Below are 24149 nucleotides of genomic sequence, written 5' to 3'. Positions count from 1 at the left end.
CTCGTCGTACCCGCTGACCGAACTTCAAGGAGATCGATAAGTGCTGACGGTGGACTTCGCCCGGCTGCCGGTCGGGCCCGGCGTACGCGTGCTCGACCTGGGTTGCGGCGGCGGCCGGCACGCCTTCGAGGTGCTGCGCCGGGGCGCGGACGTGGTCGCCTTCGACATGGACCAGTCCGAGCTGGACAGCGTGGCGGCCATGTTCGTGGCGATGGACAAGGCGGGTGAGGTGCCGCCCGGCGCCGGCGGTGAGACCGTTCAGGGTACGGCGCTGGACATGCCGTTCGAGGAGGGCTCCTTCGACCGGGTCATCGCGGCCGAGGTGCTGGAGCACATCCCCGACGACATGGCCGCGATGCGGGAGATCTTCCGGGTGCTCAAGCCCGGCGGCACCGCCGCGATCACCGTGCCGAGCTTCCTGCCCGAGCGGATCTGCTGGGCGCTGGACGAGGACTATCACACGGCCCCCGGCGGACATGTCCGGATTTATACGTTGGCTGAGCTGTCGGCCAAGCTGAAGTCCACCGGCTTCGACATCGGCCCCCACCATCACGCCCACGGCCTGCACGCCCCGTACTGGTGGATCAAGTGCGCGGTCGGCGTCAACAACGACGACCACCCGCTCGCCAAGGCCTACCACGAGCTGCTGGTCTGGGACATCATGAAGCGCCCGCCGCTCACCCGGCTGGCCGAGAACCTGCTCAACCCGCTCATCGGCAAGAGCGTGGTGCTCTACGTGAGGAAGCCCGCCGCGTGATCTCACGCGAGGAGGCCGTACGGACGGCCTTGAGCATCTCGGCGATCCAGAGCGACGACGGCGGCGTGCCCTGGCCGGAAGGCCACGTCGACGCGTGGAACCACGTCGAGTGCCTGATGGCGATGAGCGTGGCGGGCCTGCGCGACCCCGTGGCGCGCGGCTACGACTGGCTGGCCCGGCACCAGCGCGACGACGGCTCGTGGGCGATGAAGCTGGTCGACGGCGTGGCCACCGAGCAGGGCGGCGAGTCGAACCATGCCGCCTATGTCGCGGTGGGCGTCTGGCACCATCACCTGGTGACGGGCAGCCAGGAGCTCACCGAGCTCAGGTGGCCGATGGTCAAGCGGGCGCTCGACTACGTCGTGGGGCTCCAGACCGAGCGCGGCGAGGTCGTCTGGGAGCGCGACGCGCATGGCCGGGCCTCCTCCTACGCGCTGCTCACCGGCTGCGCGTCGATCCACCAGGGGCTGCGTTGCGGCGTCCTGCTCGCCGACCACTTAGGCGATCCGCAGCCGCACTGGGAGCTGGCCGCCGACCGGCTGGCCCACGTGCTGGCCGCGCACCCGGAGGCGTTCGCCGACAAGAGCCGCTACTCCATGGACTGGTACTACCCCGTGCTCGGCGGCGCCGTCCGGGGCCCGGCGGCGGAGGAGCTGCTGGAGCGGGAGTGGGGCACGTTCGTGGTGCCGGGGCTGGGGATCCGGTGCGTGTCGGACCAGCCGTGGGTGACGGGGGCGGAGACGTGCGAGCTGGCGCTCGCCCTCGACGCGCTGGGCGACCGCGACCGGGCCGCCCGGCTGTTCGCCGACGTCCAGCACCTGCGCCATGAGGACGGGTCGTACTGGACGGGCTGGCAGTTCGTCAACCAGCGGCACTTCCCGCACGAGCGGAGCGGATATACGGCCGCGGCGGCGGTGCTCGCGGCGGACGCGTTGTCCGCCTTCTCCCCGGGTGCGGGGATCTTCCGCGACATCAGCGCCCCCTCCGTCTCCCCCGCCGACCCGCACCTGTGTGGGTGCACGCCCGCGCGCGCCTGATCTTGTCTCGGTACGCAAGGGCTTTTGCGGGTTCTTTGCCGGGAAATGCGGAGCGGCGTCGCCGAACGCCTCATTGGGGTTACTAGCTTCGTGAGTGGCCGTACGAGGCGTCTTCGGGGGAAGCGTGGGCGACACGGGCACAACAGCGTTCTTGGAGCAGGACAGGACCGAGCCGACAGCGTTCTTGGCACAAGACAGGACCGAGCCGACGTTTTCGCCGGTTCGCGGGCTACGGAAGCTGCTGCTGAAGGAGCAGTCCGAAGCCGACCTGGCCCGGCGGAGGTTCCGGCTACGGCAGGGACATTCCCGGGCGGCCGTCGAAGGGGCCGAGCGGTCATACCTTTTCGGGTACAACGCCACTCTTTCCGGTGAAGCCGACAGGATCGACGAGGTGGCTCCGGAGCAGCGGAGCTTCGCCTATGAGGGGGCCGGTGCCGCCTGCACCGTGCTCGACCTGCTCACCATGACTCGGGGCCGGCGCCTTCACGAGCTACTGGCCGGCCCCGCCCAACTTCACCCGTACGCCGTGCACCTCGGTGCCGGGCGCGGCTACGCGCTGCTGCGCGTACGGCCTATGTGGGGCGTACGGCGGGCCCACCCGCTGTTCCGGTGGCTGGCCGTGGACGGTTTCGGGTTCCAGCGGTGCCTGACGCGGGCCGATCGGATGGTGGGCGAGCGGGCCATGCCCGATCTGCTCACCCGGAGCCACTGCGCGATCTTCGACCAGGGGCTGGGGCGGCTGCTCTGGTACCACGAGTGCGCCTCACCGGACGACGTGGCGGCCAGGATCGCCGCCTACCCCGCGGGCCGCCGGGCCGATCTGTGGAGCGGTGTCGGGTTCGCGGCGACGCACACGGGTGGCGCGAGCGCCGACGAGCTGTGGTGGCTGACCGACCACGCGGGGGCCGACGGGTTCCGGGCCCATCTGGCTCAGGGGAGCGCGTTCGCCGCCTCGGCCAGGCTCCAGGCGGGGGCGCTGCCGGATCACGTGGCGCAGGCCGTACCGATCCTGGCGGGGGCGGAGCCCGAGGAGGCCGCCGGGTGGACCGAGGGGGCGCTCATCGCGCTCGGCCACGACCCGCACACCCACGAGGACTTCCAGTCCTGGCGAGCCCACACCCGCAGAGCGTGGACCCGCCGCCGGATGCGGCATTAAATCCCTGGGGCCACGCGCTCCAGGACGCGCAGCGAGCCCTCCACCGAGGTCTCGGTGAACGCGCCCGAGGCCAGCGCCCGCAGGTAGACCTGGTAGGGAGCCTGACCACCGGCGGCCGGGTCCGGATAGATGTCGTGGAAGACCAGCGCGCCGCCGGCCATGACGTGCGGAGCCCAGCCCTCGTAGTCGCGCGTCACCGGCTCCTCGGAATGGCCGCCATCGATGAACAGCAGCCCCAAAGGCGTGTTCCAGAGCCGGGCCACCTGCTCGGAGTGGCCCACCACGGCGATCACCTCGTCCTCCAGCCCGGCGGCGGCGATCGTCTGGCGGAACGTCGGCAGCGAGTCCATCTTGCCGAACCGCGGATCGACCAGCGTCGGGTCATGGTGGGCCCAGCCGGGCTGGATCTCCTCCGAGCCGCGGTGGTGGTCCACGGTGATGACCACGGACCCGGCCAGCCTGGCCGCCGCCCCGAGGTAGACGGCCGACTTGCCGCAGTAGGTGCCGATCTCGCAGATCGGCCCGAGTTTGCCGTACTGGCAGGCCGCCTCGAACAACGCCAGGCCCTCCCGTTCCGGCATGAAACCCTTGGCATGCTTGGCGGCGTATCGCAGTTCAGGCGGCATCGTCATAGGGATGCACCCTAGTAGAACCGAACAACATTCCAGCGCCCCCTTGCCCGCCATTCTGCAACCTGTTCTACTTGGCAACGTGAATCAGCGCGCTCGCATCGCGATGTCCGGAGACGAGGTCACCGCCTTCCTCGAAGGGGCCCGCAAGCTCCAGCTCGCGACCATCAACCCCGACGGTACGCCCCATCTGGTGACCATGTTCTACGGCCTCGACGAGGGGCGGATCGTCTTCTGGAGCTACGCCAAGGCGCAGAAGGTCCGCAACCTGGAGCGCGACCCACGGGTGAGCTGCCTGATCGAGACCGGCGAGGACTACAACGAGTTGCGCGGCGTCCTGCTGTACGGCGAGGCCAAGCGCGTCGACGAGCCCGAGCAGGTCCTGGCCGTCGGCATGAAGATCACGCGCAGGATGACCCCGGACGTGCCGGACGAACTTTTGCAGCCATATGTCGAACAAACCGGGCGGAAACGGGTCGCTTACCTTGTCGAGCGCACCAAAGTGGTCTCATGGGATCACAGGAGGCTCACATGAGGGTCAAGGTAGATGAGATGGTGTGCGAGGCCAATGCGGTGTGCATGGGGCTCGCACCCGAGGTGTTCGACGTGGACGACGATGATCAGCTCCACATCCTGCTCCCGGAACCACCCCCCGAACTCCTGGACCGCGTCCGCCACGCAGTCCGGTCCTGCCCCAAAGCCGCTCTTTCCCTAGAGGAATAGCCGGAGGAGGAACTCCCCATGCGCGCCGCCCTTCTGCACGCCGTAGGCGACGACAAGCTGGACATCCGCGACGATGTCACCCTCACCCCCGTCGGCCCAGCCGACGTACGGGTGCGGATCAAGGCTACGGGCGTCTGCCATTCGGACCTGTCGGCCATGTCCGGCGTGCTGCCGCAGCCCGTACCGCTCGTCCCGGGTCACGAGGGCGCGGGCGAGGTGGTCGAGGTGGGCGAGCACGTCGACTCGGTCCAGCCGGGCGATCACGTGATCATCAACTGGCGCCCGTCCTGCCAGGCCTGCGAGCTGTGCCTGGGCGGCCAGCCGTACCTCTGCATGAAGTACGTGATCGAGTCCTTCACCAAGGGCAACTTCCGCTTCGGCGGCGACCAGACGGCGTACGGCATGGCCGGGTGCGGCACCTGGGCCGAGGAGATCGTCGTCCCCTGGCAGGGCGCGATCAAGGTCGACACGGACATCTCGTGGGAGGCGGCCGCGCTGATCGGCTGCGGCATCACCACCGGCGTGGGCGCCGCCCTCAACACCGCCAAGGTACGCCCCGGCTCGACGGTCGCCGTCATCGGCTGCGGCGGCGTCGGCCTGTCCGTCATCCAGGGCGCGCGCGTCTCCGGCGCCCGGACGATCCTGGCGATCGACCCGCTGGAGTCCAAGCACGAGCTGGCCAAGAAGGTCGGCGCCACCCACGCCGTCACCCCCGAGCAGGTTCCCGAGGCGGTCAACGAGCTGACCGGGGGCGGCGGCTTCGACTACGGCTTCGAGGTGGTCGGCAAGGCGGCCACCATCCAGAGCGCGTGGCAGGTCACCCGCGCGGGCGGCGAGGTCATCGTGGTCGGCGCGGGCGCGGTGGACGACATGGTGTCGATCTCCGCGTTCAGCCTGCTGTTCGAGGGCAAGAACCTGCTGTCCAGCCTGTACGGCGAAGCCGACGTACGGCACGCCTTCCCCTACTTCGCCAAGCTCTACAAGGCCGGCCAGCTGGACCTGGAGTCCATGATCAGTGCCCGGATCCGGCTGGCCGACCTGAACGACGCCGTGGCCGCGCTCAAGGGCGGCGAGGTGCTGCGCCAGATCGTCCTGATGGACTGAGTGCCCGTCAGGGCTCAGCGTTCGGTATCGCGGTCGAGCACCGGCTTGACGTCCACGATCGGGGTGCCGTTCAACGCTTCGAGGTCGCTGACGCGCAGGCGCCTCCCCTCGATGGCGAGGATCCGTACGCGGTGCAGCCCGATCGGGTTCGGCCGATCGGGCGACCGAGTGCTGAACACGCCCTGCGCCGGCCGCGAACGATCGCCACGCGGGTGCACCACCAGCGTGTCCCGGCCGGCCCGGTCGAACCAGGTCAGCACGATGACCTCCGCACCCACCCGCAGATCGCGCAGCCCGTCGAGCACCGAGTCCACGAACACCAGCCACGCCTCAGGCGCGCCCTCGTCACCCTGCTTCGGCGCCTGGTCCCGCTCCACCAGTGGGGACTCGACCCAGCCGATGGGCTCCACCGCGATGCTCATCCGCGTTTCTCCATTCTTGTCACCAAACGTGTTCCCGCATTCTCGTCACCAGGCTCCCGCCACTGCCCGGGTGGCGACGTTGAGGCGGTTGAAGACGTTGGTCGCGGAGATCATCAGGAGCAGGGAGGAGAGCCCCTGCTCGTCGTAGTGCTTGGCGGCCGCGTCCCAGACATCGTCCGGAACCGGGTCCGTACGGTCGCTGAGCCGGGTGACGGCCTCGGCGAGCGCCAGCGCGGCGCGCTCGGCGTCGGTGAAGTAGGGGGCCTCCCGCCAAGCCGCCACCGCCCACAGCCGCTCGTCGCTCTCCCCCGCCTTCTTGGCGCTGCGCGAGCCCATGTCCACGCACACGCTGCAGCCGTTGATCTGACTGGCCCGCAGGTGGACGAGCTCGAGCGTCGTGCCGGGCACGCCGCCCTGCTTGCACGCCTCGAGGAGGGCCAGAATCGCCTTCATGGCGTCGGGTACGAGCTTCGCCGGGTTGGTCATCCGCGCTTGCATGATCGCGTTCCTCCAGGAGTCATATCGGGCGGCCAGGTCTCGGCCGTTACCCCTATGACCGACCGAATCGGAGAAACGTGACCGACCACCGGAATCCGATGGTCACCCGGTGGCGGGCCGCCTGCGAAACCTGCGCTGCAACAGGCCGAGGGGTGCCGGACACTAACCAAGGTGTCCGGCACCTTTCGGCAAGGAGACTCTGTGACACACCGAGATCGCTTCGAAGCGGTCTATGACGCGTACTATCCGGCGATACATCAGTACGCCGCCCGCCGTACCAGCTCCCCCGACGACACCGCCGACGTCATCTCCGAGACGTTCCTCACCGCCTGGCGGCGCATCGGCGACGTGCCCGAGGGCGAGCGGGCGCTGCTCTGGTTATATGGCGTGGCCCGCCGCGTACTGGCCAACCAGCAACGCGGCGCGTCCCGCAGGGCCGGGCTCGCTGAGCGGCTCCGCGACGAACTGGCCGCCGAGCGGCCCGTCAGACCGGTCGATCTGGATTACGTACGCGCCGCCTTCGACGAGTTGCCCGAGCGTGACCGCGAGGTCATGGCGCTGGCCCACTGGGAGGGTCTGAGCAGCGAGCAGATCGCCAAGGTTTTGGGATGTACGGCCGTGGCCGCCCGGACCCGGCTGCATCGGGCGCGCAAACGGCTGGCGGCGGCGCTGGAGCGTCAGACGTCCATGACGATCGCGATGGGGAAAGCATGAGTGACATCGACAACCTGATGAGGGCCATCGATCCGACCCCGCACGCGCCGGAACAGGGGCCCGGCGCGCGCGAGCTGCGTGCGGCGATCATGGCGACACCGGCTCCAGGCCGCCGACGGTCCTGGCTTCCGCAAGCGGGAACCTATCGCTGGCCTGTCCTGGCATCGGCGGTCACCGCCGCGGCCGTGGCCGTGGCGATCGGCGTCGGCCTGCCGGCCGGGGGTCCGGCGACCGAGTTCGCCAACGCGGCCGTCTCCATCAAGCGGGCCGAGGACTCTTTCAGCGTCACCATCACCGACCCGGCGGCCGACCGCCGGCGCTTCGAGGAGGCGTTTCGGGCGGTCGGGTTGAACGTCACGGTGAAGGTCATCCCGGTGGCGCCGGACGAGGTCGGCAAGCTGATCGGCCCAGTCGTTCCGGAGGGCTTCAAATGGCACGGAAGCATCGGGGTGCAGGACGTGACACCTTGCGCGTCGGTGTTCTGCGGCAAGGTCTGGATGCCCTCGGACTTCCCCGGACGCGTCGTCTTCGGGGTCGGCCGCCCCGCCAAGCCGGGCGAACCCTATGCCGAGGACGTTGCCTTCGATCCCGAGGGAGAGGAGGCCATGGACGGCTACACGGCTCACGGCAAGACGGTCGCGGCTGTGCGCGCCGAGGCGCGCCGCCGCGAATTGAAGGTCGGCTACCGCCTGCTGTGGAAGTACCCTGACGGCAGCTTCTTCGACCGGCCCGTCCCTGCGGACCGGATCAAGGACGACTGGACCGTAAGCGGATCCCGCCACAGCAGCTCCGACACCGTCGACCTCTATGTCCTCCCCGGTCCTGGCGCCGGTCCCGCCCCCGCCCCGCTGAAGGTCAGGACGCCTCAGTGGTACGACGACCTCACCGGCTGAGGACCAGCGCCGTGTCACATTTCCCCCGGTTGGAACGTCTTATAGGTAGCCGCCCATAGGTAGCCGCCCGTTAGTCCAGGCGTCCGCGCAGGGGAGATGAATCCTGTTGGTGTCCATCCCGGAAGTCCCTTACACCGACCCCACCAGCTGGCGGATCGCCATGGAAGCCAGTGCGGCGAGCCTGTCGATGAACACCCTGAACGGCCCGCGACTCCTCGACGAGCTGCCGTGGTTCCGGGGTTCCTTCCGGCTGACTCCGGCCGGACTGCCGGCGGGATTCACCCTGCGACTACCGCTGCCGACCCGCCCGGCGTGGCTGCGGGAGGAGGAGACGGCCGAACTGCTGTGGGAGTCGGTGAGCCTCGAAGCCGCCGGGATCCCGAACCAGTTCAGCGGGCGGACCCGGCTGCGGCTCGGCCGACGGGAGACGTTCACGAGCGTGTCCGCTCTGTGCGCCAAGATCCCCGTCGGCCGTTCCGGCCGTCCCTACCTGAAGATCGTCCTGGAGACGGTGTTCCCGTCGTTGAGCCTGCGCTGGCCACGTGAGGCACGGCTGCGGCTGCGGCCGGTGACGCTCAAGCTGTTCAGCGAGATCCGCCTCGCCGAGACCACCCCGTCGTCGTGATCCCGGGCCCATCCGTCACTCGGCCGCCTTGGGCCGGTAGGAGGCGATGATCACGCCACTCTTCATGACCTTGGTGTCGACCAGCTCGAACGACGCCTTGAAGTCCTTGAGCGGCGTCGTCACGCTCTCGGCGCCTTCCAGCACCGGGGTGATCCAGAACCGGACTTCGTCCAGCAGACCCGCCCTGATGAGCTGGGTGGTGACCGAGCCGAAGCCGTACTGCAGGATGTCCTTGCCGTCCTGGGCCTTGAGCTTGGTGACCTCCTCGATCAGGTCACCCTGCAGCACCTCGGTGTTCTTCCAGGTGGGGTCGGTCAGGGTGGTCGAGGCAACGTACTTCTTGACGTTGTTGAAGTAGGCGGCGCCGGTGGTCGGGTCACTCTCGTCACGGGTCGGCCAGGCGGCGGACATGCCGTCGTACGTGGCACGACCCATCAGCAGCGCGTCGGCGCCATTCGTCTGCTCGCCGGCGAAGGCGGCGGCCTCGTCGTCGAAGTAGGGCATCGTCCACATCGGGTTCTCGATGACGCCGTCGAGGGTGATGTAGGTCGAGTTGATGAGCTTGCGCATCGGGATCTCCTCAGTGTCGGGGTGCTGCTCGGTGACACCCACAACATTTCAGGTCCCGCTGACGATTCTCTTAAGATGCCCTACTCGGCCGATCTTCGGCTAATGGATCAGCGTACGGTCGTCGCCCGCGCGATCCAGCTCTCCGGCCCCGTGGCCGTCGTCAAGGGGGACCTTCTCGCCCCCGTACGCCTTCGACATCCGAACGCGCAGTCTGCCCAGTGGGCCGCGCATGCCCTTCGGCGGGATGCCCGCGCTGTCGGGCTCGGCGACCGCCAGCATCGCCACCGGCTCCTTGCCCCGTACGTGCGCCTCGATGTCGTCCGCCGCCGGAACGTGGGCCTCGACGAACTCACCGCTGGGCAACCGCTTGATCACACCCGATTCGACGCCATGGGAAATGATGCCCGCGTCGTAGCGCTGGAGTCCCAGACATATCCGGTACGTGATCACATACGCCAGCACGGGCGCCACGAAGATCAGCACCCGGCCCGCGTACGTCGTCACATTGAGGCTGATGTGGAAATAGGCGGAGATCTCGTCGTTGGCACCGAAGAGCCAGAGCACGCCATAGAACACGATGGCCGTCATGCCGATCGCCGTGCGGTGCGGGTTGTTGCGCGGGCGGTCGGCGAAGTTGTGCTCGCGCTTGTCACCCGTCACCCACTGCTCCAGGAACGGATACACCGCCAGACCCGTCAAGACGATACCCAGCGGGGCCAGCGCCGGGATGATGACGTTGAGCGGCACTGTGCCCGCATGAGACGTACCGAACAGGTTGATCTCCCACGGAGGCATGATGCGCAACGCGCCTTCGAGGAAGCCCATGTAGAAGTCGGGCTGCGAACCCGCCGACACGTCGGCGGGCGTGTAGGGCCCGAACAGCCAGATCGGGTTGATCTGGGCGAACGTCGCCAGCCCCGCGATCACCCCGAACGTGAACAGGACGTACGCGCCCGCCTTGGCCATGAAGGCCGGATAGAACGGCGCACCCACCACGTTCTGATTCGTCTGCTTCTTACCGGCCATCTGGGTGTGCTTCTGCATCCACATGAGCACCAGGTGAGCGGTGACCAGCGCCAGGATGATGCCCGGGATCAGCAAAATGTGCAGCGAATAGAACCGGGAGATGACATCTCCGCCCGGATACTCTCCGCCGAACAGGAAGAACGTCGCGTACGTACCGACCAGCGGCAATGAGACCAGCACACCCTCGGTGATCCGCAGACCGGCGCCGGACAGCAGGTCGTCGGGCAGCGAGTATCCGGTCAGCCCCTCAAGGAGCGCCAGTGTCAGCAGCAGCACGCCGATCACATGGTTGAGCTCGCGCGGCTTGCGGTAGGCGCCGGTGAAGAACACCCGCAGCGCGTGCACGATGGTGCTCGCCACGAAGATCAGCGCCGACCAGTGATGCATCTGCCTGAGCAGGAGGCCACCCCGGACGTCGAAGCTGATCTCCAGCGACGACGCGTAGGCCTCGGACATCATGACGCCTTTGAGCGGGGCGTATGACCCGTCGTAGACGATCTCCGCCATGCTGGGCTTGAACCAGAACGTCAGGAACGTCCCGGTCAGCAGCAGGAAGACGAACGCGTACAGCGCGATCTCCCCCAGCAGGAACGTCCAGTGGTCGGGGAAGATCTTGCGCATGTTGCGCTTGATGAAGTTGGCCGCGCCGAGGCGTTCATCGAGCCAGTTCGAGGGGCTTGAGACGGCGTTCGGGATGGTCTTGAGCTCATTCATCCGTGATCTCCGACCGCCATGTCAGGCACTGTGGGCATGTCGCTCCCCGTTCTCGTGGACACCTCCCTACATAGACGCCATAGGGGTCGGAAATGTGACATGTCCGCCCGCAGTGGGCGCCCTCCGCACCCATGACAAAGGGACCCGGCACGCTGCCGGGCCCCTCCTTGAGATGGCTAGAAGTCGAACTCGCCCCGCTTGGCGCCGTCCATGAACGCGGCCCACACCGACGCGCTGACCACGTAGGGCTGCAGGTCAGGCTGCTCGGTGTCGCGGATACCCACGCGACCGGCGGACAGCGGAGCAACCTCCAGGCAGTCTCCGTTGTCACCCGAGAACGAGGACTTCCGCCAGTCAGCTGTCTTGAGTTCCTCGATCAGCTTCAGGTCCATTCCTGCTCCAACCTCTCTTCGATCCTCTTGACAGACAAGCTCTGGGGAAGGGCTTCCGCGCGGCACATGTGATAGCGGAGGCCGAGGACCTCGATCTCAGCCGCTCTGTCCCACACCTTCCCCGAAACCGGGCTATCTACGAAGGCGGCTCTGGGACCACCCGTCGTATGCGCGATCACGAAGCCTCCGAGCAGCCCAGCCGTGACGCGGGCCCTGAGCGGGAGGATCTGGATCGTGATACACGGACTATGAGCCGCCTCGACGAGGTACGCCAGTTGGTCGCGGGTGATACTTTCGCTCCCGATCGGACGGTAGAGGATCGACTCATCAAGAACCGCCCAGAGCGTGGGCGGATTGTCTCCGGCGAAGATGCCCTTCCGCGCCATCCGCGACTTGACCGCCTCCTCAACCTGGGCATCGGTGACGCCCGGTTTTCCCTCCACGATGGCGCGGGTGTAGTCCTGCGTTTGCAGGAGACCAGGAACAATGGTCGGCGCCCAGGTCCAGAGTTCGCGAGCGGTCGCCTCGATGTCGAGCCAGGGGGCGAGCGTCTTGAAGACGGACTCCCGCTTGCCGACCGGCAGGAAGTCGACCAGACGGCCCGGCTCCAGCCCCAGTCTTTCCTCGCAGCGCTTGGCGAGCACCTCGGTCGGTGTGCGTACGGCTCGTTCGACGGAACCGACCTGGTTGGCGGAGAAACCGATCTTGTGGCCGAGTTGCCCTTGGGTCAGTCCCGCTTCGAGACGAAGCTGACGTAGTTCGTACCCGAAACGGGCCTCCGCACTGGCGTCTGGATTCAACTCTTTGGCAGGACGCATCGGGGGCTACTCCTGGTCTGATCCCACAGGATCACACAACATTTCCCACCGAGGGACTCATATTCGTGTGGCACGAGCCCTTACGGTCATCCCAAAAATTACCTGCCGGATGGCACGCTTACCAGTGCTTCAGGCCAACAATTCCCCGTGCGACACACGAATTCTCTAGATCGCGTGTTATAACGGCACAGAAATTCGGGCGAGTCAGGTGATTTACATGCCAATGCGAGCAAAAGATGCAATTCCCATCGGAGCAACCCGGCTGCGGCGCGACCACATGGCGCCGAAACAGGCGCGCGCGGCTGTCGCCTGGTGGCTCGCGAACGATCTCGCGACGGTGCCCGATGTGCAGCAGGCGGTCTCTGAGCTGGTCACGAACGCCTGCGAGCACGTGGAAGGGGGCCCGGACCGCGAGTGGGTCACGGTGAGCGTGGGACGCGGTAACGGCTTCTTTCGCGTCGAGGTGACCGATCCCGGCGCATTCGTAGGTGAGCCGCATATGGCCGAGTCCGCTCCCGAGGCCGAATCGGGGCGCGGTATTCGCATTGTCGCTGAACTGTCCAATGGGTGCTGGGGGACATTTGTCACCGCAGCCGATCACCGCATCGTGTGGGCCGACGTGAAGTTTCGGACGGTAAGGCCGAATGCCGAATCCATGTGTCTGGAAGCCCACCATTCAGCCACGACCTGAGTGCGGCGCCGCGTCCAGGTGACGAACAGGATCCCGGGCGAACCGTCCGAAGAGCGCGCGACCGAGAAGGGGCCTCAGCGGATACCACGCGCCGTCTTCGGCGCTGGCCACCAGGCCGCGTCTGCGATCGGGGTCGCCGGTGAGCCGGTGAGCCGGGGGACGACGTCAGTGACCATGGAAACCTCGCCCTTCTCGATCGCCTGGAACCACGAGATCCAGGTCTCGATCTGCTCTCCGCTGATGCCCAGTCGCCATCGCCGTGCGAAGGCTTCCTCAAGGGTCTCGGTTTCGAAGCGGTAGGGCCGGCCTGTGGCCGCGGCGATCCGGGTGACCGCTTCGTCGAGAGTCAGGGCCTCGGGCCCGGTGATCTCAAGGATCGCGCCGTCGTACTCGGAGCGGGGACCCTCATCGAGCGCGACGGCCGTGATCACGTCGGCGATGTCCTCGTGGGTGACGAAGGCGGCCCGGCCGGTGCTCGCGGGGCCGCTCACGACGAATTCCTCGTCGGCGAGGGCGGCCGGCGTCGACGCGTAGATGCCCGCCCGGAGCACCGTGTGGCGGATCCCGGCCCCTGCCAGGAACTGTTCGGTCAGCCACTGGTCGCGGGCGTTGACATAGGTGGCGGTGGGCGCCGCGCCGACGAGGGACACATACAGGACCCGGTTCACGCCGACCGCGATCGCGGCCTCGACCACGGTGGCGTGTTCCTCCAACCGACGTCCCGTGCGATGTCCGGAGACCAGGATGAGGGTCGACGCGCCCTCGAGCGCCGCGCGCATGTCCGAGGCGTCGGCGTAGGCGGCCGGACCGCGTCGCTGGGCGCCTGGCAGTTCGGGTATGCGGTCGGGGCTGCGTCCGACGAGGAGTTGGGGGACGCCATGCTCGGCGAGCCGGGCCGCGATCCGGCTGCCCAGCGCCCCGGTCACCCCGGTGACCGCCACCGTGTGATGGTTCCCCATGGATTTCCCTCCATCCGGGGCACCGCCGATCGTGGAATCTTGCTTCCGATTACCTACCTGGAAGTTGGAGCACATACGAAGGCATGCCACGAGCATATTCCCGCGCCTACTCACGAGGCCCTGTGACCTGCCGAAACGGCGAGCGAACAAGCCGTTTCCGCGCTAGCTCCCACCTGCCCGCGCGTTCTCCGAGCCAACCTTCGCGGCTGTGCGGGGCCCACCTCGCTCGGATCTTGTTGTCGCCTGGTCGTGGCTGTCCCGGTGTCTCAGTCAGATCATGTGGTTGGGCTTCCCGGTGTGCCGAGGGTTCGGCGGATGGCGTTGCGAAGCCAGTGGTGGGCTCCGTCGGCTCTGTGCCGGGGGTGCCAGGCCATGCCTATGGTCAGTGGTGGCAGTGCCAGAGGGATGTCGAGGAGGCACAGTCCGAGGACGGTGGCGGCGTCGGTGAGGGGTGAGTGGGCGGCGCCGGGGGGTGCGGCAGGTACGAGGCAGACGATGTCGCTGCGGCTGGCGAGGGTCATCGCGGCCAAGTGGCTGGGGAGGACGACGCTGACCCGCCGGTGAAGGTTCTGCTCGGCCAGGGCGGTGTCGAGAGGACCGGTGAACCGGCCGCGGCGGCTGACCGCGACGTGCTGGGCGGCGGCGAGCCGGGCCGGGGTCAGAGGTCTTTCGGTGAGGGGGTGGCCTGGCCGGACGGCCGCCATCATGCGGAGGGTGACCAGTCCTTCTATCTGGGTTTCGGGGTCCACGTGGTCGATGGATCCGATCTCCAGGTCGATCCGGCCGTCGCGGAGGGCGGTTCCGGCCTCCAGTTCTTCGGCCCGGAGCCGGAAGGAGACCCCCGGCGCTTCCTGCTGGGCAAGTCGCAGCAGTCCGGGGGCCAGTGCCGCGCCGACCAGGTCGGCGGCTTGGAGGGTGAAGGTGCTGCGCAGGCTGGCGGGGTCGACGCCGGTGCCGGGGCTGAGCAGTGCGCCGAGGCTGCGTACCACTGCGGCGGCTTCGTCGCGCAGGGACTGGGCGCGTGGAGTGGGGACCATGGCCTGTCCGGCCCGGACCAGGAGGGGGTCCTGGAGGATGCGACGGAGGCGGGCGAGAGTGCGGCTCATGGCGGCGGGCGAGGTGTGCAGGCGGGCGGCGGCGCGAGTGACGCTGTGCTCGGTCAGGAGGGCGTCCAGCGCGATGGCGAGATTGGCGTCTATGACCGGCTCTGGGCTGTCCACCAGCATTATTCCGTTTCAGTCAATGATTGCGTGCCGAAGTTCCCATTGTGGCAACACGGCTGCCCTCCGCAGGATGAGGGTCGTACCGATCCGGCACGACCTGCGAGGTTTTCATGATCGTTATTACCGCTCCCACCGGGAACATCGGCCGTCATCTGCTTTCCAAGCTCCTGGAGTCCGCCCCCGCCACGGGTGAGGAGCTGCGCGTGATCGTGCGCGACCCCGCCCGCCTTCCGGACGCGGCGCGCGGACGGGTCGAGGTGATCACCGGCTCGCACGCGGAAACCGAGGTCCTCGACCGGGCCTTCGAGGGTGCGGACGCCGTCTTCTGGCTCGTCCCCCCGGACGCCTCCCTGGCCCCGCACGACGCCTTCAGCGGCTTCACCCGCCCCGCCGTGAAGGCGCTCGCCATCCACGGTGTCGGCCATGTCGTCGGGGTCTCGGCACTCGGCCGCGGTACTCCGGTCGCCGACCGCGCCGGCCTGGTCACCGCCTCCCTCGCCATGGACGACCTCATCGCCGGTACCGGTGTCGCCTACCGGGCCTTGGCCAGCCCGTCCTTCTTCGAGAACCTCCTGGAGGAGTCCGACTCGATCCGCGACAAGGGCGTCTTCACCGACACCGTCGACGCCGACCGCAAGGCCCCCCTCGTCGCTGTCGCCGACATCGCGGCCGCCGCCGCCGGCCTGCTGCTGGACCGCTCTTGGAGCGGAACCGACAGCGTCCCGGTCCTCGGGCCGGAGGACCTGTCCCCCAACGACCTGGCCCGCATCATGACCGCACAGCTCGGCCACCCCGTCCGCTACGAACGCCAGCCGCTCGACGAGCTGTACACCACCCTCGTCGGCTACGGCCTCAACAAGGCATTCGCCCAGGGCGTCGCCGACATGAAGCGAGCCAAGGACGAGGGCCTGGACGCCGGCGTCGCCCGCACCCCGGAGACCGCCTCCCCCACCGGCTTCGAGCAGTGGTGCGCCCAGACCCTCAAGCCCGCCGTCCTCTCATGAGGGCCCACCACCCGTCCCACTACCTTTGGAGGAGGCGTCCTGATGCCCGCTGAGGAAACCGAACCGCCGGTCACGGCGTTCATGCTCGTCAAGACCACACCCGCGTGGCTCGCCCTGACCGTCCAGGAACGTGTGGACGCCTTCACCACCCAGGTCCTGCCCGCGATCGAGGCCAGGACCATCGGCGTCCGGTCACGCTTCTACGACACGGAGTTCTACTCCACGCGCGTCACCGACATCTGGATGTGGGAAACGGAAGACCACCACGCCTACCAGCTCCTCATCGACGCACTGCGCGAAACCCCGTTCTGGGACCGCTACTTCGAGGTCGTCGACCTCCTCGTCGGCACCGAGAACGGCTACGCCCGCACCTATGGCCTCGATCCCGTCGCCACCATCACCACCTGACACACCACCCACCCCGCAGCGAGTGGGGCATGCCCGTCGACGTCGCGCGACACGGTGATGACCTGACCCGGCAGCGGATCGCCCTGAACGGATAACAAGCCTGTGACCAGGGAAGACTCACCCCCGCCAGGTCCTCTTGCGGGGAGGAGACCACAGATGGACCAGAACAAGGTGACGGAGTTCCTGGGCAGGTTCGTGAGCGACCTGGGGGCGACCGAGGCGGCGGGCTCCGTCGTGATCGGTCACCGACTCGGCCTGTATCGCGCCCTCGCCGAGGGGCCCGCGACTCCCGAGGAGTTCGCCGAGCGCACCAGGTGCCACCCGCGCTACCTCACCGAATGGCTGCGTGCGCAGGCCGCCGGCGGGTACGTCGGCTACGACGCGGCGACGGGCCGGTTCTCGCTCTCGGAGGAGCAGGCGTACTGCCTGGCCGACCCGGCCGGCCCGAACATACCGGCGGCGTACCTCATCGCGCTGGGCATGTTGCGCGCCGAGCCGCGCATCACCGAGGTGTTCCGCACGGGTGCCGGCTTTGGCTGGCACGAGCACGTGGAAGACGTCTTCGTCGGGTGCGACGCGTTCTTCCGGCCGGCCTACATGGCCGCGCTGGTGTCGAGCTGGATCCCGGCACTCGATGGGATTGAGGAGAAGCTGAAGGCGGGGACCGTGGTCGCGGACGTCGGCTGCGGCCTCGGGTCGTCCTCGATCCTCCTCGCGCAGTCGTACCCGCGTACCACGGTCGTCGGCTCGGACTACCACGCCGAGTCCATCGAGCTGGCCCGCGAGCATGCCGCCGAGGCCGGGGTGGCCGACCGGGTCGACTTCGAGGTGGCCACCGCGCAGACCTTCACCGGCACCGACTACGACCTGGTGACGATGTTCGACTGCCTGCACGACATGGGCGACCCGCTGGGCGCCGCCCGGCGGGTGCGGGAAACGCTGGCTCCGGAGGGCGCGTGGCTGCTGGTCGAGCCGTACGCCGCCGACGCGGTGGAGGAAAACTTCACCCCCGTGGGGCGGCTGTACTACAGCGGGTCCACGTTCCTCTGCGTGCCCAACGCGCTGTCCCAGCCGGGCGGCTACGCGCTGGGCGCGCAGGCGGGCGAGGCGAGGATCCGCGAGCTGAGTCGCGAAGCGGGCTTCACCCGATTCCGAAGGGCCGCGGAGACCCCGTTCAACCTCGTCTACGAGATCCGGCCATAGAGAGCCGTTATGCGACCTTGTCGGCGTACTTCTGCCGGGCGGCTTGCCGGGAGACACCGAGCGCGGTGGCGATGTGGTTCCAACTGTGGCCGTGGGCACGCGCAACCGCCACCGCCTCGGTGAGCCGCGCCTCATCGGCTCGGACCTGCTCGGAGGTCTCAGCGATCGCCCGCAGTTCGGACACGTCGTCGAACTCGACGTTGTCGGGCAGGGCGTCAGCCAACTGCTCAAAGCGCAGAGCCGCGCGCTCGATCTCCTCATCAGTGTGCTTCATATGATCACCTCTCTTCGCTACAGGGCTCGTCGGAACTTGGCGCGTAGCGGCATCGCATGGATGGCCACCGGGTCGTCCCCGTCGAGGTCGAGGACACCGATCTCCAGCATCCGCCCCGCCGAGTCCGGGCCGATCAGCATCGTGAAGCCTTCACCCATGTCAAGGCGGCGCATGGCACACCGCCAGGCGTGGACGATGTCGGCATCGGCCACATCATGCTTGCGGGCAGGCTCTCCAATCCGCATACAGACAATATACCTTGTCTAGTGCGTGTTCTCGGGTTCAAGCCCGAACCGGGTCGGCCTGGCATTCCCTATGTGCAAGAACAAGACCAGCCACTGGAGACGCCTCCGGCTCGAAGACCGAATCGGCTTAAAAGTTAGCTGGTTTGTCCGCCGCACAAGGCTGGGGTGCGCGAGGGGCGGGAGCCCCTCGCCCGGGGGCGAAGCCCCCAAGGAAATACGCCTGAGCGCCCGTCCGCGCGAAGCGCGCCACGGCGAAGCCCACGCTTGTCGGGGGTCGAAGGGGGCGGAGCCCCCTGGGCAACACGCCCGAACGCCAAACGCGCGAAGCGCGCCCCACCGGAAGGCCCACGCCTGTGGGCCCCCAGGTGAGAAGGCGTCAGGTGGTGGAGAAGGCCGCGTCGAAGGCGGTGGTCGGTGGGGTGATGGAGTTGAGGCCACGGATGTAGCCCAACGCCTCCCGTGCCCCGTCCAGCCGGTCCATCCCCGCGTCCTCCCACTCGATCGAGATCGGGCCCGCGTACCCGATCGAGTTGAGCGCCCGGAAGCAGTCCTCCCAGGCCACGTCGCCGCGACCCGTGGAGACGAAGTCCCAGCCGCGCCTCATGTCCGCCCACGGCAGGTGGGAGGACAGGCGGCCGCGGCGGCCGTCGCCCACGCGGACGCGGGTGTCCTTGCAGTCCACGTGGTAGATGCGGTCGGCGAAGTCGAGGATGAACGCCACCGGGTCGAGGTCCTGCCAGACCATGTGGGACGGGTCCCAGTTGAGGCCGAACGCGGGGCGGTGGCCGATGGCCTCCAGGGTGCGCTGGGTCGTCACGTAGTCGTAGGCGATCTCGCTGGGGTGGATCTCGTGGGCGAAGCGGACGCCCTCTTGGTCGAAGACGTCGAGGATGGGGTTCCAGCGGTCGGCGAAGTCCTGGTAGCCCGCCTCCACCATCGAGGCCGGCACCGGCGGGAACATGGCCACGGTGTGCCAGATCGACGAGCCGGTGAAGCCGACCACCGTGTCGACGCCCAGCAGGGCCGCGGCTCGCGCCGTGTTCTTCATGTCCTCGGCGGCCGCCTGGCGTACGGACTCCGGGTCGCCCGAGCCCCAGATGCGGGAGGGCAGGATGGCCTTGTGGCGCTCGTCAATCGGATGGTCGCAGACCGCCTGGCCGACAAGGTGATTGGAGATCGTCCAGACCTTGAGGCCGTGCTTGTCGAGCTGGGCCCGCTTGGCGGACACGTACGACGGGTCGCTGATCGCCTGCGCCACGTCGAAGTGGTCGCCGGAGCAGGCGATCTCGAGGCCGTCGTAGCCCCATTCGGCGGCGAGCCGGCACACCTCCTCGAACGGCAGGTCGGCCCACTGGCCGGTGAACAAGGTGACCGGTCTCATATGTCCTCCACAACTGTGAAACGGCTGGAATCAGCCGCGCTACGCTCGACCGCCGCGAGCACGCGTTGCACCCGGAGCCCGTCCGCGAACGACGGCGCCGGGTCGCTGCCCTGGGCGATCGCTTCCAGGAAGTCCTTGACCTCATGGGTGAACGTGTGTTCGTACCCGAGTCCGTGTCCGGGTGGCCACCACGCCCCGGCGTAGGGGTGGTCGGCCTCGGTGACGAGGATACGTTTGAAGCCGCTGTCGCCCTCGCTGACCCACAGCTCGTTCATGGCCTCGAAGTCGAAGGCGAGGCTGCCGTTCGAGCCGTTGAGCTCGATGCGCAGCGCGTTCTTGCGGCCGGTGGCGAACCGGGTGGCCTCGAAGGAGGCCACGGCACCGCCGGTGAGCCGCCCGATGAACAGCGCGGCGTCGTCGACGGTGACGGGCCCGGTCTCCGATGAGCCCGCCGACACGGGACGTTCCTTGACGAACGTCTCGGTGAGCGCCGAGACGCCCACGATGTTCTGGCCGGTGATGAACTGGGCGGTGTCGATGATGTGCGCCCCGATGTCACCCAGGGCGCCCGATCCCGCCTTGTCCTTCTGCAGCCGCCACACCAGCGGAGACGAAGGGTCGACGATCCAGTCCTGGAGGTATTGGGCTCGTACGTGCCTGATCTCGCCGAGCCTGCCCTCCTCGACGTAGCGCCGGGCCAGCGCCACCGCGGGCACCCGCCGGTAGTTGAAGGCCACCATGCTCTTGCCGGCCGACGAGGCCGCCGCCCGCACCATGGCCTCCGCCTCGGCCACGCTGTTGGCCAGCGGCTTCTCGCAGAGCACGTGCTTGCCGGCCTCGAGGGCGGCGATGGCGATCTCGGCGTGGGAGTCGCCCGGCGTACAGATGTCGACGATCTGCACGTCGTCGCGTTTGACCAGTTCCCTCCAGTCGGTCTCGATGTCGGCCCAGCCGAGCCGGGCGGCAGCGGCGGCGGTGTGTTCCTTGGACCTCCCGCCCAGCACCGCCATCCGCGGTGCCAGCGGCAGGTCGAAGAAGGCGCCGACGCTGCGCCATGCCTGGGAGTGGACGCGGCCCATGAACGCGTAGCCGATCATGCCCACGCCGACGGTGGTTTGGTCTGACATGCAACCCCCGATCAGGATTCGAAGCCGAGTGGCAGGTATTTCTCGACGTTCTCCTTGGTAATGGTCTCCGACGCGAGCGTGATCGACTGTGGCACCTGGTTCTCCACCAGGTCGCTCATGCCCTTCTGCTGCGCGATCAACCTGGCCAGCTTGATGGCCGACGAGGCCATCGTAGGACTGTAGGTGACGGTGGCCTTCAGCACGGAGGTGCCTGACTGGATCTCCTTCATGGCGTTCAGGGAGCCGGCGCCGCCGACCATGAAGAACTCGTTCCTGTTCGCCTCCTTGATGGCGGCGAGCACGCCCACGCCCTGGTCGTCGTCGTGGTTCCACAGGGCGTCGATCTTCTTGTGCGCCTGCAGCAGGCTGGCGGCCACCGAGTTGCCCGTCTCCACGGTGAACTTGGCGTCCTGCTTCGCGGTGACGCTGAAGCCGAACGTCTTCAGCGCGTCGGCGAACCCCTTGCTGCGGTCCTGGGTCAGCGGGAGTGTCGCGATGCCCTGGATCTCCACGATCACCGGGTTCGAGACGCCCTTGTCCTTGAGCTGCTTGCCGATGTACTGGCCGGCCGCGACGCCCATGCCGTAGTTGTCGCCGCCGATCCAGGTGCGGTACGCGAGCTTGTCGGGGAAGATCCGGTCGAGGTTGATGACCGGGATGCCGGCCTGGGTGGCCTGGAGCGCGACCTGGTTGAGCTGCTGGCCATCGTTAGGCAGGATCACCAGGGCGCTGACCTTGGCCGCGATCAGCGACTCGACGGCGGAGATCTGCTGGTTGATGTCGTTCGTGGGCTCGACGGGCTTGAAGTCGACGTCCGAATACTGCTTGGCCGCGGACTCGGCGTTCTTGGCGATGGCCGCGATCCAGCCGTGGTCGGCGGCGGGCGCGGAGAAGCCGATGACCACCTTGGTGCCGGGCTGGTCGTTGCCGCTGGCCGCGGGCGCGGGAGCGGGCGCCGTTGACGAGGGCGCGGCGGCGGGCTCGTTGCTGGTGCAGCCGGCCGCTAACATCACGGCTCCACCGACCAGGAAACCCCTGCGCGCGACGTTGTTGCTCATGGTGCTCTCTCCTTCAGGTTCCGTCGCTGGAGAAGGACGGCGACGACGATGATCAGGCCCTTGGCGATCAGCTGGTCGCTGGTGTTGAGCCCGTTGAGGATGAACAGGTTCGTGATGAGGGTGAAGATCAGCAGGCCCAGGATCGAGCCGATGATCGTGCCGCGGCCGCCCGTGAGCAGGGTGCCGCCGATGATGACGGCGGCGATGGCGTCGAGCTCGTACAGGTCGCCGTGTGTGGAGGAGCCCGTGGTGGTGCGGGCCATGATGAGGATGGCGGCGATGCCGCAGCACAGCCCGGACAGGGCGTACAGGAGCATCGTGTGCCGGCGGACGTTGATACCGGCCAGCCGGGCCGCTTCGGGGTTGCCGCCGACCGCGTAGGTGCGGCGGCCGAAGGTGGTGCGGTTGAGCAGGATCCAGCCCAGCACCACGACTAACGCGAAGATGTAGACCAGTAGCGGGACCCCGAGCAGCCGCGTGGTCGACAGGTCCACGATCGCGCCGTTGTCGGACTGGATGATCTGCGTCTTGCGGTCGGACATGCGCTGGGCCAGCCCGCGCGCCGCGACCAGCATCGCCAGGGTGGCGATGAAGGGCACCAACCGCCCGTACGCGATGAGCAGCCCGTTGACCAGGCCCGTGCCGGTGCCGACGAGGATCGCGCAGACGGCCATGACAGCCGGTCCGTACGCCTGCGTGGCCAGTGTGGTGGCCCAGACGGAGGCCAGGGCCATGGTGGCGCCCACCGACAGGTCGATGCCGCCGCCGATGATGACGAACGTGGCGCCGACCGTGATGACGCCGATCGTGGCGGCCAGCGACAGGATGCTGACCAGGTTGGAGGTGGTGGCGAAGTTCTCGGGCTTGGTGACCAGGCCGACGATCGCGAGCAGTACCAGCGCGACCACCAGGCCCAGGTGCCGCGCCTCTCCAAGCCAGGCCAGCGGACCGGGCGCCCGCACGGCCAGGCGGTTCTGCGGGCCCGCTTCTGCGGGGTTGCTCATCAGGCGGCTCTCCCATCCATGATCATGTCGAGCACGCGATGCTCGTCGAGCTCTTGGGCGTCGCCCTGGTGGATGACCGTCCCCTCGCGCAGCACCAGCACGCGGTCGGACAGGCCCAGCACCTCGGGCACCTCGCTGGACACCAGCAGCACGCCGATTCCCTGGTCGGCCAGCCCGCGGATCACCGCGTACAGTTCGGCCCTGGCCCCGACGTCCACGCCCCTGGTCGGCTCGTCGAGCAGGAGTAACTTGCGCCCGCCGAGCAGCCAGCGAGCCAGTACGGCCTTCTGCTGGTTGCCGCCGGACAGCGTCTTGATCGGCCGTTCTGGGTCGGGCGGGCGGATGTCGAGCATCTCGACCAGGCGCTGCGCCTCGGCCTTCTCGCGCACCCGGTTCATCCAGCCGAACGTGGCGAACTCCGGCAGGCTGCCCAGGGTGATGTTGGCGGTTACGCTCTGGTCGAGCAGGAGCGCCTGGGCCTTGCGCTCTTCCGGGGCCAGGCCCATGCCTTGCCGTACGGTGCCGACGACGTCGCCCCGCCGCAGGGCCTTGCCCGACAGCAGGACGCGGCCGGAGGCGCGACGGGCGCCGTAGACCGCCTCCAGGATCTCCGAACGGCCGGAGCCGACCAGCCCGGCCAACCCGACGATCTCACCGGCGCGGACCGAGAACGACACGTCGGCGAACGCGCCCGGCGAGCTGAGTCCTTCGACGCGCAGCACCTCCTCGCCAGGGGACTCGGCGGCGCGGGGCGGGAAGACGTACTCGACGTTGCGGCCGGTCATCAGCGAGACGATCTCGGAGGTCGGCGTGTCGCGGGCGGGCAGGCCGACGGCGACCGTGCGCCCGTCCTTGAGCACGGTGACCCGGTCGCCGATCTCGCGGATCTCCTCCAGCCGGTGCGAGATGTAGACGACGGCGACGCCCTGGGCGGTGAGCTCGCGGATGATGCGGAACAGGTTGGCCACCTCGTCGTGGGCCAGCGCCGCCGACGGCTCGTCCATGATGATCAAACGTGCCTCGTGGGAGAGCGCGCGGGCCATCGAGACGACCTGCTTGGCGGCCGGTGCCAGCCGCCCGACCTCGGCCTTCGGCCGGATCTCCGGGTGGCCGAGCCTGGCCAGCACCGCGGCGGCGGCCCGGTTGGCCGCTCCCCTGTTCACGAAGCCGGCGCGGGCGTGCTCGTGGCCCAGGAAGATGTTCTCCGCGACGCTGAGCCCGTCGACGAGGTCGAGTTCCTGGTAGATGGTGGCGAAGCCGAGCCTGATGGCGTCGATCGGGCTGCCCGCCCTGACCTGCGCGCCGTTGAACTCGATCGTGCCCTGGTCGGGTTGGTGGACCCCGGCCAGCACCTTGATGAGCGTCGACTTGCCCGCGCCGTTCTGGCCGAGCAGACAGTGCACCTCGCCGGCGCTCACGTCGAGGTCCACCCCGTCGAGCGCGCGCACGCCGGGAAACTGCTTGACGATCCCCCTCATGACCAGCATTGGGGTC

29 protein-coding genes are annotated in these 24149 nt (G+C 68.3%); 13 read left to right on the top strand and 16 right to left on the bottom strand.

Annotated elements, in window-relative coordinates; genetic code table 11:
- Positions 1-40 precede the first annotated feature (40 nt).
- The 3 genes from AB0J16_RS15360 to AB0J16_RS15350 all read left to right on the top strand — a co-directional run bounded on the left by AB0J16_RS15360 (position 41) and on the right by AB0J16_RS15350 (position 2950).
- Complete coding sequence (locus AB0J16_RS15360; protein ID WP_357949841.1) at positions 41-757, top strand: methyltransferase domain-containing protein; 717 nt, start codon at positions 41-43, stop codon at positions 755-757.
- Positions 754-1794, top strand: coding sequence for a prenyltransferase (locus AB0J16_RS15355; RefSeq protein WP_358539051.1), 1041 nt, complete (start codon positions 754-756; stop codon positions 1792-1794). The genes AB0J16_RS15360 and AB0J16_RS15355 overlap by 4 nt, the downstream gene beginning before the upstream one ends.
- Before the next feature lie 151 nt (positions 1795-1945).
- Positions 1946-2950, top strand: coding sequence for a DUF1702 family protein (locus tag AB0J16_RS15350; protein ID WP_358539048.1), 1005 nt, complete (start codon positions 1946-1948; stop codon positions 2948-2950).
- Here AB0J16_RS15350 and AB0J16_RS15345 read toward each other — a convergent pair.
- Positions 2947-3576 carry a class I SAM-dependent methyltransferase gene (locus AB0J16_RS15345; protein WP_358540320.1) on the bottom strand — a complete coding sequence of 210 codons (630 nt, stop codon included), beginning with the start codon at positions 3574-3576 and terminating at the stop codon, positions 2947-2949. The genes AB0J16_RS15350 and AB0J16_RS15345 overlap by 4 nt on opposite strands.
- An 85-nt stretch (positions 3577-3661) precedes the next feature.
- Between AB0J16_RS15345 and AB0J16_RS15340 the strand changes: the two genes are divergently transcribed.
- Genes AB0J16_RS15340 through AB0J16_RS15330 form a run of 3 tightly spaced genes read left to right on the top strand, consistent with a single transcriptional unit; the run spans position 3662 to position 5406 of the window.
- Positions 3662-4114: a pyridoxamine 5'-phosphate oxidase family protein gene (locus tag AB0J16_RS15340; RefSeq protein ID WP_358539045.1), complete on the top strand. Its 453-nt coding sequence runs from the start codon at positions 3662-3664 to the stop codon at positions 4112-4114.
- Positions 4111-4302: a ferredoxin gene (locus AB0J16_RS15335; RefSeq protein ID WP_357949832.1), complete on the top strand. Its 192-nt coding sequence runs from the start codon at positions 4111-4113 to the stop codon at positions 4300-4302. The genes AB0J16_RS15340 and AB0J16_RS15335 overlap by 4 nt, the downstream gene beginning before the upstream one ends.
- 18 nt (positions 4303-4320) lie before the next feature.
- On the top strand, positions 4321-5406 hold the full coding sequence (locus AB0J16_RS15330) for a Zn-dependent alcohol dehydrogenase (RefSeq protein WP_358539042.1): 1086 nt from the start codon (positions 4321-4323) through the stop codon (positions 5404-5406).
- A gap of 14 nt (positions 5407-5420) precedes the next feature.
- On the opposite strand, the gene tsaA is transcribed toward AB0J16_RS15330, so the two are convergent.
- Complete coding sequence (gene tsaA, locus AB0J16_RS15325) at positions 5421-5828, bottom strand: tRNA (N6-threonylcarbamoyladenosine(37)-N6)-methyltransferase TrmO (RefSeq protein ID WP_358539039.1); 408 nt, start codon at positions 5826-5828, stop codon at positions 5421-5423.
- 45 nt (positions 5829-5873) lie between these two features.
- Positions 5874-6326: a carboxymuconolactone decarboxylase family protein gene (locus AB0J16_RS15320; protein WP_358539036.1), complete on the bottom strand. Its 453-nt coding sequence runs from the start codon at positions 6324-6326 to the stop codon at positions 5874-5876.
- A gap of 171 nt (positions 6327-6497) precedes the next feature.
- Between AB0J16_RS15320 and AB0J16_RS15315 the strand changes: the two genes are divergently transcribed.
- The 3 genes from AB0J16_RS15315 to AB0J16_RS15305 all read left to right on the top strand — a co-directional run bounded on the left by AB0J16_RS15315 (position 6498) and on the right by AB0J16_RS15305 (position 8558).
- On the top strand, positions 6498-7040 hold the full coding sequence (locus AB0J16_RS15315) for an RNA polymerase sigma factor (protein ID WP_358539033.1): 543 nt from the start codon (positions 6498-6500) through the stop codon (positions 7038-7040).
- Complete coding sequence (locus tag AB0J16_RS15310) at positions 7037-7933, top strand: hypothetical protein (protein ID WP_358539030.1); 897 nt, start codon at positions 7037-7039, stop codon at positions 7931-7933. The genes AB0J16_RS15315 and AB0J16_RS15310 overlap by 4 nt, the downstream gene beginning before the upstream one ends.
- A 109-nt stretch (positions 7934-8042) precedes the next feature.
- A complete protein-coding gene (locus tag AB0J16_RS15305; RefSeq protein ID WP_358539027.1) occupies positions 8043-8558 on the top strand; it encodes a hypothetical protein in 516 nt (171 codons plus the stop codon).
- Between the two features lie 15 nt (positions 8559-8573).
- Here the strand turns inward: AB0J16_RS15305 and AB0J16_RS15300 are convergent, their stop codons facing one another.
- The 4 genes from AB0J16_RS15300 to AB0J16_RS15285 form a co-directional block, all read right to left on the bottom strand.
- Entirely contained in the window at positions 8574-9128 is a 555-nt protein-coding gene (locus AB0J16_RS15300; protein WP_358539025.1) for a dihydrofolate reductase family protein, read from the bottom strand.
- Between the two features lie 99 nt (positions 9129-9227).
- Positions 9228-10868: a cytochrome bc complex cytochrome b subunit gene (locus AB0J16_RS15295; RefSeq protein WP_358539023.1), complete on the bottom strand. Its 1641-nt coding sequence runs from the start codon at positions 10866-10868 to the stop codon at positions 9228-9230.
- A 176-nt stretch (positions 10869-11044) separates the two neighbouring features.
- On the bottom strand, positions 11045-11260 hold the full coding sequence (locus AB0J16_RS15290) for a DUF397 domain-containing protein (RefSeq protein WP_358539021.1): 216 nt from the start codon (positions 11258-11260) through the stop codon (positions 11045-11047).
- Positions 11251-12078 carry a helix-turn-helix transcriptional regulator gene (locus AB0J16_RS15285; protein ID WP_358539018.1) on the bottom strand — a complete coding sequence of 276 codons (828 nt, stop codon included), beginning with the start codon at positions 12076-12078 and terminating at the stop codon, positions 11251-11253. Before AB0J16_RS15285 ends, AB0J16_RS15290 begins: the two co-directional genes overlap by 10 nt.
- Before the next feature lie 217 nt (positions 12079-12295).
- Here AB0J16_RS15285 and AB0J16_RS15280 point away from each other — a divergent pair, with 217 nt between their 5' ends.
- Complete coding sequence (locus AB0J16_RS15280; protein ID WP_358539016.1) at positions 12296-12769, top strand: ATP-binding protein; 474 nt, start codon at positions 12296-12298, stop codon at positions 12767-12769.
- A gap of 74 nt (positions 12770-12843) precedes the next feature.
- Here AB0J16_RS15280 and AB0J16_RS15275 read toward each other — a convergent pair whose 3' ends face one another.
- Positions 12844-13728, bottom strand: coding sequence for an NAD(P)H-binding protein (locus tag AB0J16_RS15275; protein ID WP_358539013.1), 885 nt, complete (start codon positions 13726-13728; stop codon positions 12844-12846).
- A gap of 275 nt (positions 13729-14003) precedes the next feature.
- Complete coding sequence (locus AB0J16_RS15270) at positions 14004-14948, bottom strand: LysR family transcriptional regulator (protein WP_358539011.1); 945 nt, start codon at positions 14946-14948, stop codon at positions 14004-14006.
- 113 nt (positions 14949-15061) lie between these two features.
- Here AB0J16_RS15270 and AB0J16_RS15265 point away from each other — a divergent pair, with 113 nt between their 5' ends.
- From AB0J16_RS15265 to AB0J16_RS15255, 3 genes are all read left to right on the top strand, one after another.
- A complete protein-coding gene (locus tag AB0J16_RS15265; protein ID WP_358539009.1) occupies positions 15062-15955 on the top strand; it encodes an NAD(P)H-binding protein in 894 nt (297 codons plus the stop codon).
- Positions 15956-15997: 42 nt separating this feature from the next.
- A complete protein-coding gene (locus AB0J16_RS15260; protein ID WP_358539007.1) occupies positions 15998-16363 on the top strand; it encodes a darcynin family protein in 366 nt (121 codons plus the stop codon).
- A 156-nt stretch (positions 16364-16519) separates the two neighbouring features.
- Positions 16520-17566, top strand: a complete 1047-nt coding sequence (locus AB0J16_RS15255; RefSeq protein WP_358539005.1) for a class I SAM-dependent methyltransferase — start codon at positions 16520-16522, stop codon at positions 17564-17566.
- A gap of 7 nt (positions 17567-17573) precedes the next feature.
- Here the strand turns inward: AB0J16_RS15255 and AB0J16_RS15250 are convergent, their stop codons facing one another.
- From AB0J16_RS15250 to AB0J16_RS15220, 7 genes are all read right to left on the bottom strand, one after another.
- Positions 17574-17840, bottom strand: coding sequence for an ECF-type sigma factor (locus AB0J16_RS15250; RefSeq protein ID WP_358539002.1), 267 nt, complete (start codon positions 17838-17840; stop codon positions 17574-17576).
- Between the two features lie 17 nt (positions 17841-17857).
- Positions 17858-18085 (bottom strand): hypothetical protein, encoded by a 228-nt coding sequence (locus tag AB0J16_RS15245; RefSeq protein WP_358539000.1) that lies wholly within the window; start codon positions 18083-18085, stop codon positions 17858-17860.
- 376 nt (positions 18086-18461) lie between these two features.
- Positions 18462-19466, bottom strand: coding sequence for a sugar phosphate isomerase/epimerase family protein (locus tag AB0J16_RS15240; RefSeq protein ID WP_358538998.1), 1005 nt, complete (start codon positions 19464-19466; stop codon positions 18462-18464).
- The gene (locus AB0J16_RS15235) at positions 19463-20593 is read right to left on the bottom strand and encodes a Gfo/Idh/MocA family oxidoreductase (protein ID WP_358538996.1); all 1131 of its coding nucleotides are present in this window, start codon (positions 20591-20593) and stop codon (positions 19463-19465) included. The genes AB0J16_RS15240 and AB0J16_RS15235 overlap by 4 nt, the downstream gene beginning before the upstream one ends.
- 11 nt (positions 20594-20604) lie before the next feature.
- A complete protein-coding gene (locus tag AB0J16_RS15230) occupies positions 20605-21651 on the bottom strand; it encodes a substrate-binding domain-containing protein (RefSeq protein ID WP_358538994.1) in 1047 nt (348 codons plus the stop codon).
- Positions 21648-22655, bottom strand: coding sequence for an ABC transporter permease (locus AB0J16_RS15225; protein WP_225292217.1), 1008 nt, complete (start codon positions 22653-22655; stop codon positions 21648-21650). Before AB0J16_RS15225 ends, AB0J16_RS15230 begins: the two co-directional genes overlap by 4 nt.
- The gene (locus tag AB0J16_RS15220) at positions 22655-24142 is read right to left on the bottom strand and encodes a sugar ABC transporter ATP-binding protein (protein ID WP_358538991.1); all 1488 of its coding nucleotides are present in this window, start codon (positions 24140-24142) and stop codon (positions 22655-22657) included. Before AB0J16_RS15220 ends, AB0J16_RS15225 begins: the two co-directional genes overlap by 1 nt.
- Positions 24143-24149: the final 7 nt, after the last annotated feature.

The sequence above is a fragment of the Nonomuraea sp. NPDC049750 genome (assembly GCF_040659625.1).
Taxonomy (GTDB): Bacteria; Actinomycetota; Actinomycetes; order Streptosporangiales; family Streptosporangiaceae; genus Nonomuraea.
Note: the sequence above shows the minus strand (reverse complement) of the source record. Positions and strands in the feature narration are given on the sequence as shown.

Bases quoted from the DNA above. Each gene is read 5' to 3' on its own strand.
- AB0J16_RS15345 (WP_358540320.1), bottom strand. From the start codon at position 3,576: ATGCCGCCTGAACTGCGATACGCCGCCAAGCATGCCAAGGGTTTCATG.
- AB0J16_RS15335 (WP_357949832.1), top strand. From the start codon at position 4,111: ATGAGGGTCAAGGTAGATGAGATGGTGTGCGAGGCCAATGCGGTGTGC.
- AB0J16_RS15330 (WP_358539042.1), top strand. From the start codon at position 4,321: ATGCGCGCCGCCCTTCTGCACGCCGTAGGCGACGACAAGCTGGACATC.
- tsaA (WP_358539039.1), bottom strand. From the start codon at position 5,828: ATGAGCATCGCGGTGGAGCCCATCGGCTGGGTCGAGTCCCCACTGGTG.
- AB0J16_RS15320 (WP_358539036.1), bottom strand. From the start codon at position 6,326: ATGCAAGCGCGGATGACCAACCCGGCGAAGCTCGTACCCGACGCCATG.
- AB0J16_RS15310 (WP_358539030.1), top strand. From the start codon at position 7,037: ATGAGTGACATCGACAACCTGATGAGGGCCATCGATCCGACCCCGCAC.
- AB0J16_RS15300 (WP_358539025.1), bottom strand. From the start codon at position 9,128: ATGCGCAAGCTCATCAACTCGACCTACATCACCCTCGACGGCGTCATC.
- AB0J16_RS15295 (WP_358539023.1), bottom strand. From the start codon at position 10,868: ATGAATGAGCTCAAGACCATCCCGAACGCCGTCTCAAGCCCCTCGAAC.
- AB0J16_RS15290 (WP_358539021.1), bottom strand. From the start codon at position 11,260: ATGGACCTGAAGCTGATCGAGGAACTCAAGACAGCTGACTGGCGGAAG.
- AB0J16_RS15285 (WP_358539018.1), bottom strand. From the start codon at position 12,078: ATGCGTCCTGCCAAAGAGTTGAATCCAGACGCCAGTGCGGAGGCCCGT.
- AB0J16_RS15280 (WP_358539016.1), top strand. From the start codon at position 12,296: ATGCCAATGCGAGCAAAAGATGCAATTCCCATCGGAGCAACCCGGCTG.
- AB0J16_RS15275 (WP_358539013.1), bottom strand. From the start codon at position 13,728: ATGGGGAACCATCACACGGTGGCGGTCACCGGGGTGACCGGGGCGCTG.
- AB0J16_RS15265 (WP_358539009.1), top strand. From the start codon at position 15,062: ATGATCGTTATTACCGCTCCCACCGGGAACATCGGCCGTCATCTGCTT.
- AB0J16_RS15260 (WP_358539007.1), top strand. From the start codon at position 15,998: ATGCCCGCTGAGGAAACCGAACCGCCGGTCACGGCGTTCATGCTCGTC.
- AB0J16_RS15255 (WP_358539005.1), top strand. From the start codon at position 16,520: ATGGACCAGAACAAGGTGACGGAGTTCCTGGGCAGGTTCGTGAGCGAC.
- AB0J16_RS15250 (WP_358539002.1), bottom strand. From the start codon at position 17,840: ATGAAGCACACTGATGAGGAGATCGAGCGCGCGGCTCTGCGCTTTGAG.
- AB0J16_RS15245 (WP_358539000.1), bottom strand. From the start codon at position 18,085: ATGCGGATTGGAGAGCCTGCCCGCAAGCATGATGTGGCCGATGCCGAC.
- AB0J16_RS15240 (WP_358538998.1), bottom strand. From the start codon at position 19,466: ATGAGACCGGTCACCTTGTTCACCGGCCAGTGGGCCGACCTGCCGTTC.
- AB0J16_RS15235 (WP_358538996.1), bottom strand. From the start codon at position 20,593: ATGTCAGACCAAACCACCGTCGGCGTGGGCATGATCGGCTACGCGTTC.
- AB0J16_RS15230 (WP_358538994.1), bottom strand. From the start codon at position 21,651: ATGAGCAACAACGTCGCGCGCAGGGGTTTCCTGGTCGGTGGAGCCGTG.
- AB0J16_RS15225 (WP_225292217.1), bottom strand. From the start codon at position 22,655: ATGAGCAACCCCGCAGAAGCGGGCCCGCAGAACCGCCTGGCCGTGCGG.
- AB0J16_RS15220 (WP_358538991.1), bottom strand. From the start codon at position 24,142: ATGCTGGTCATGAGGGGGATCGTCAAGCAGTTTCCCGGCGTGCGCGCG.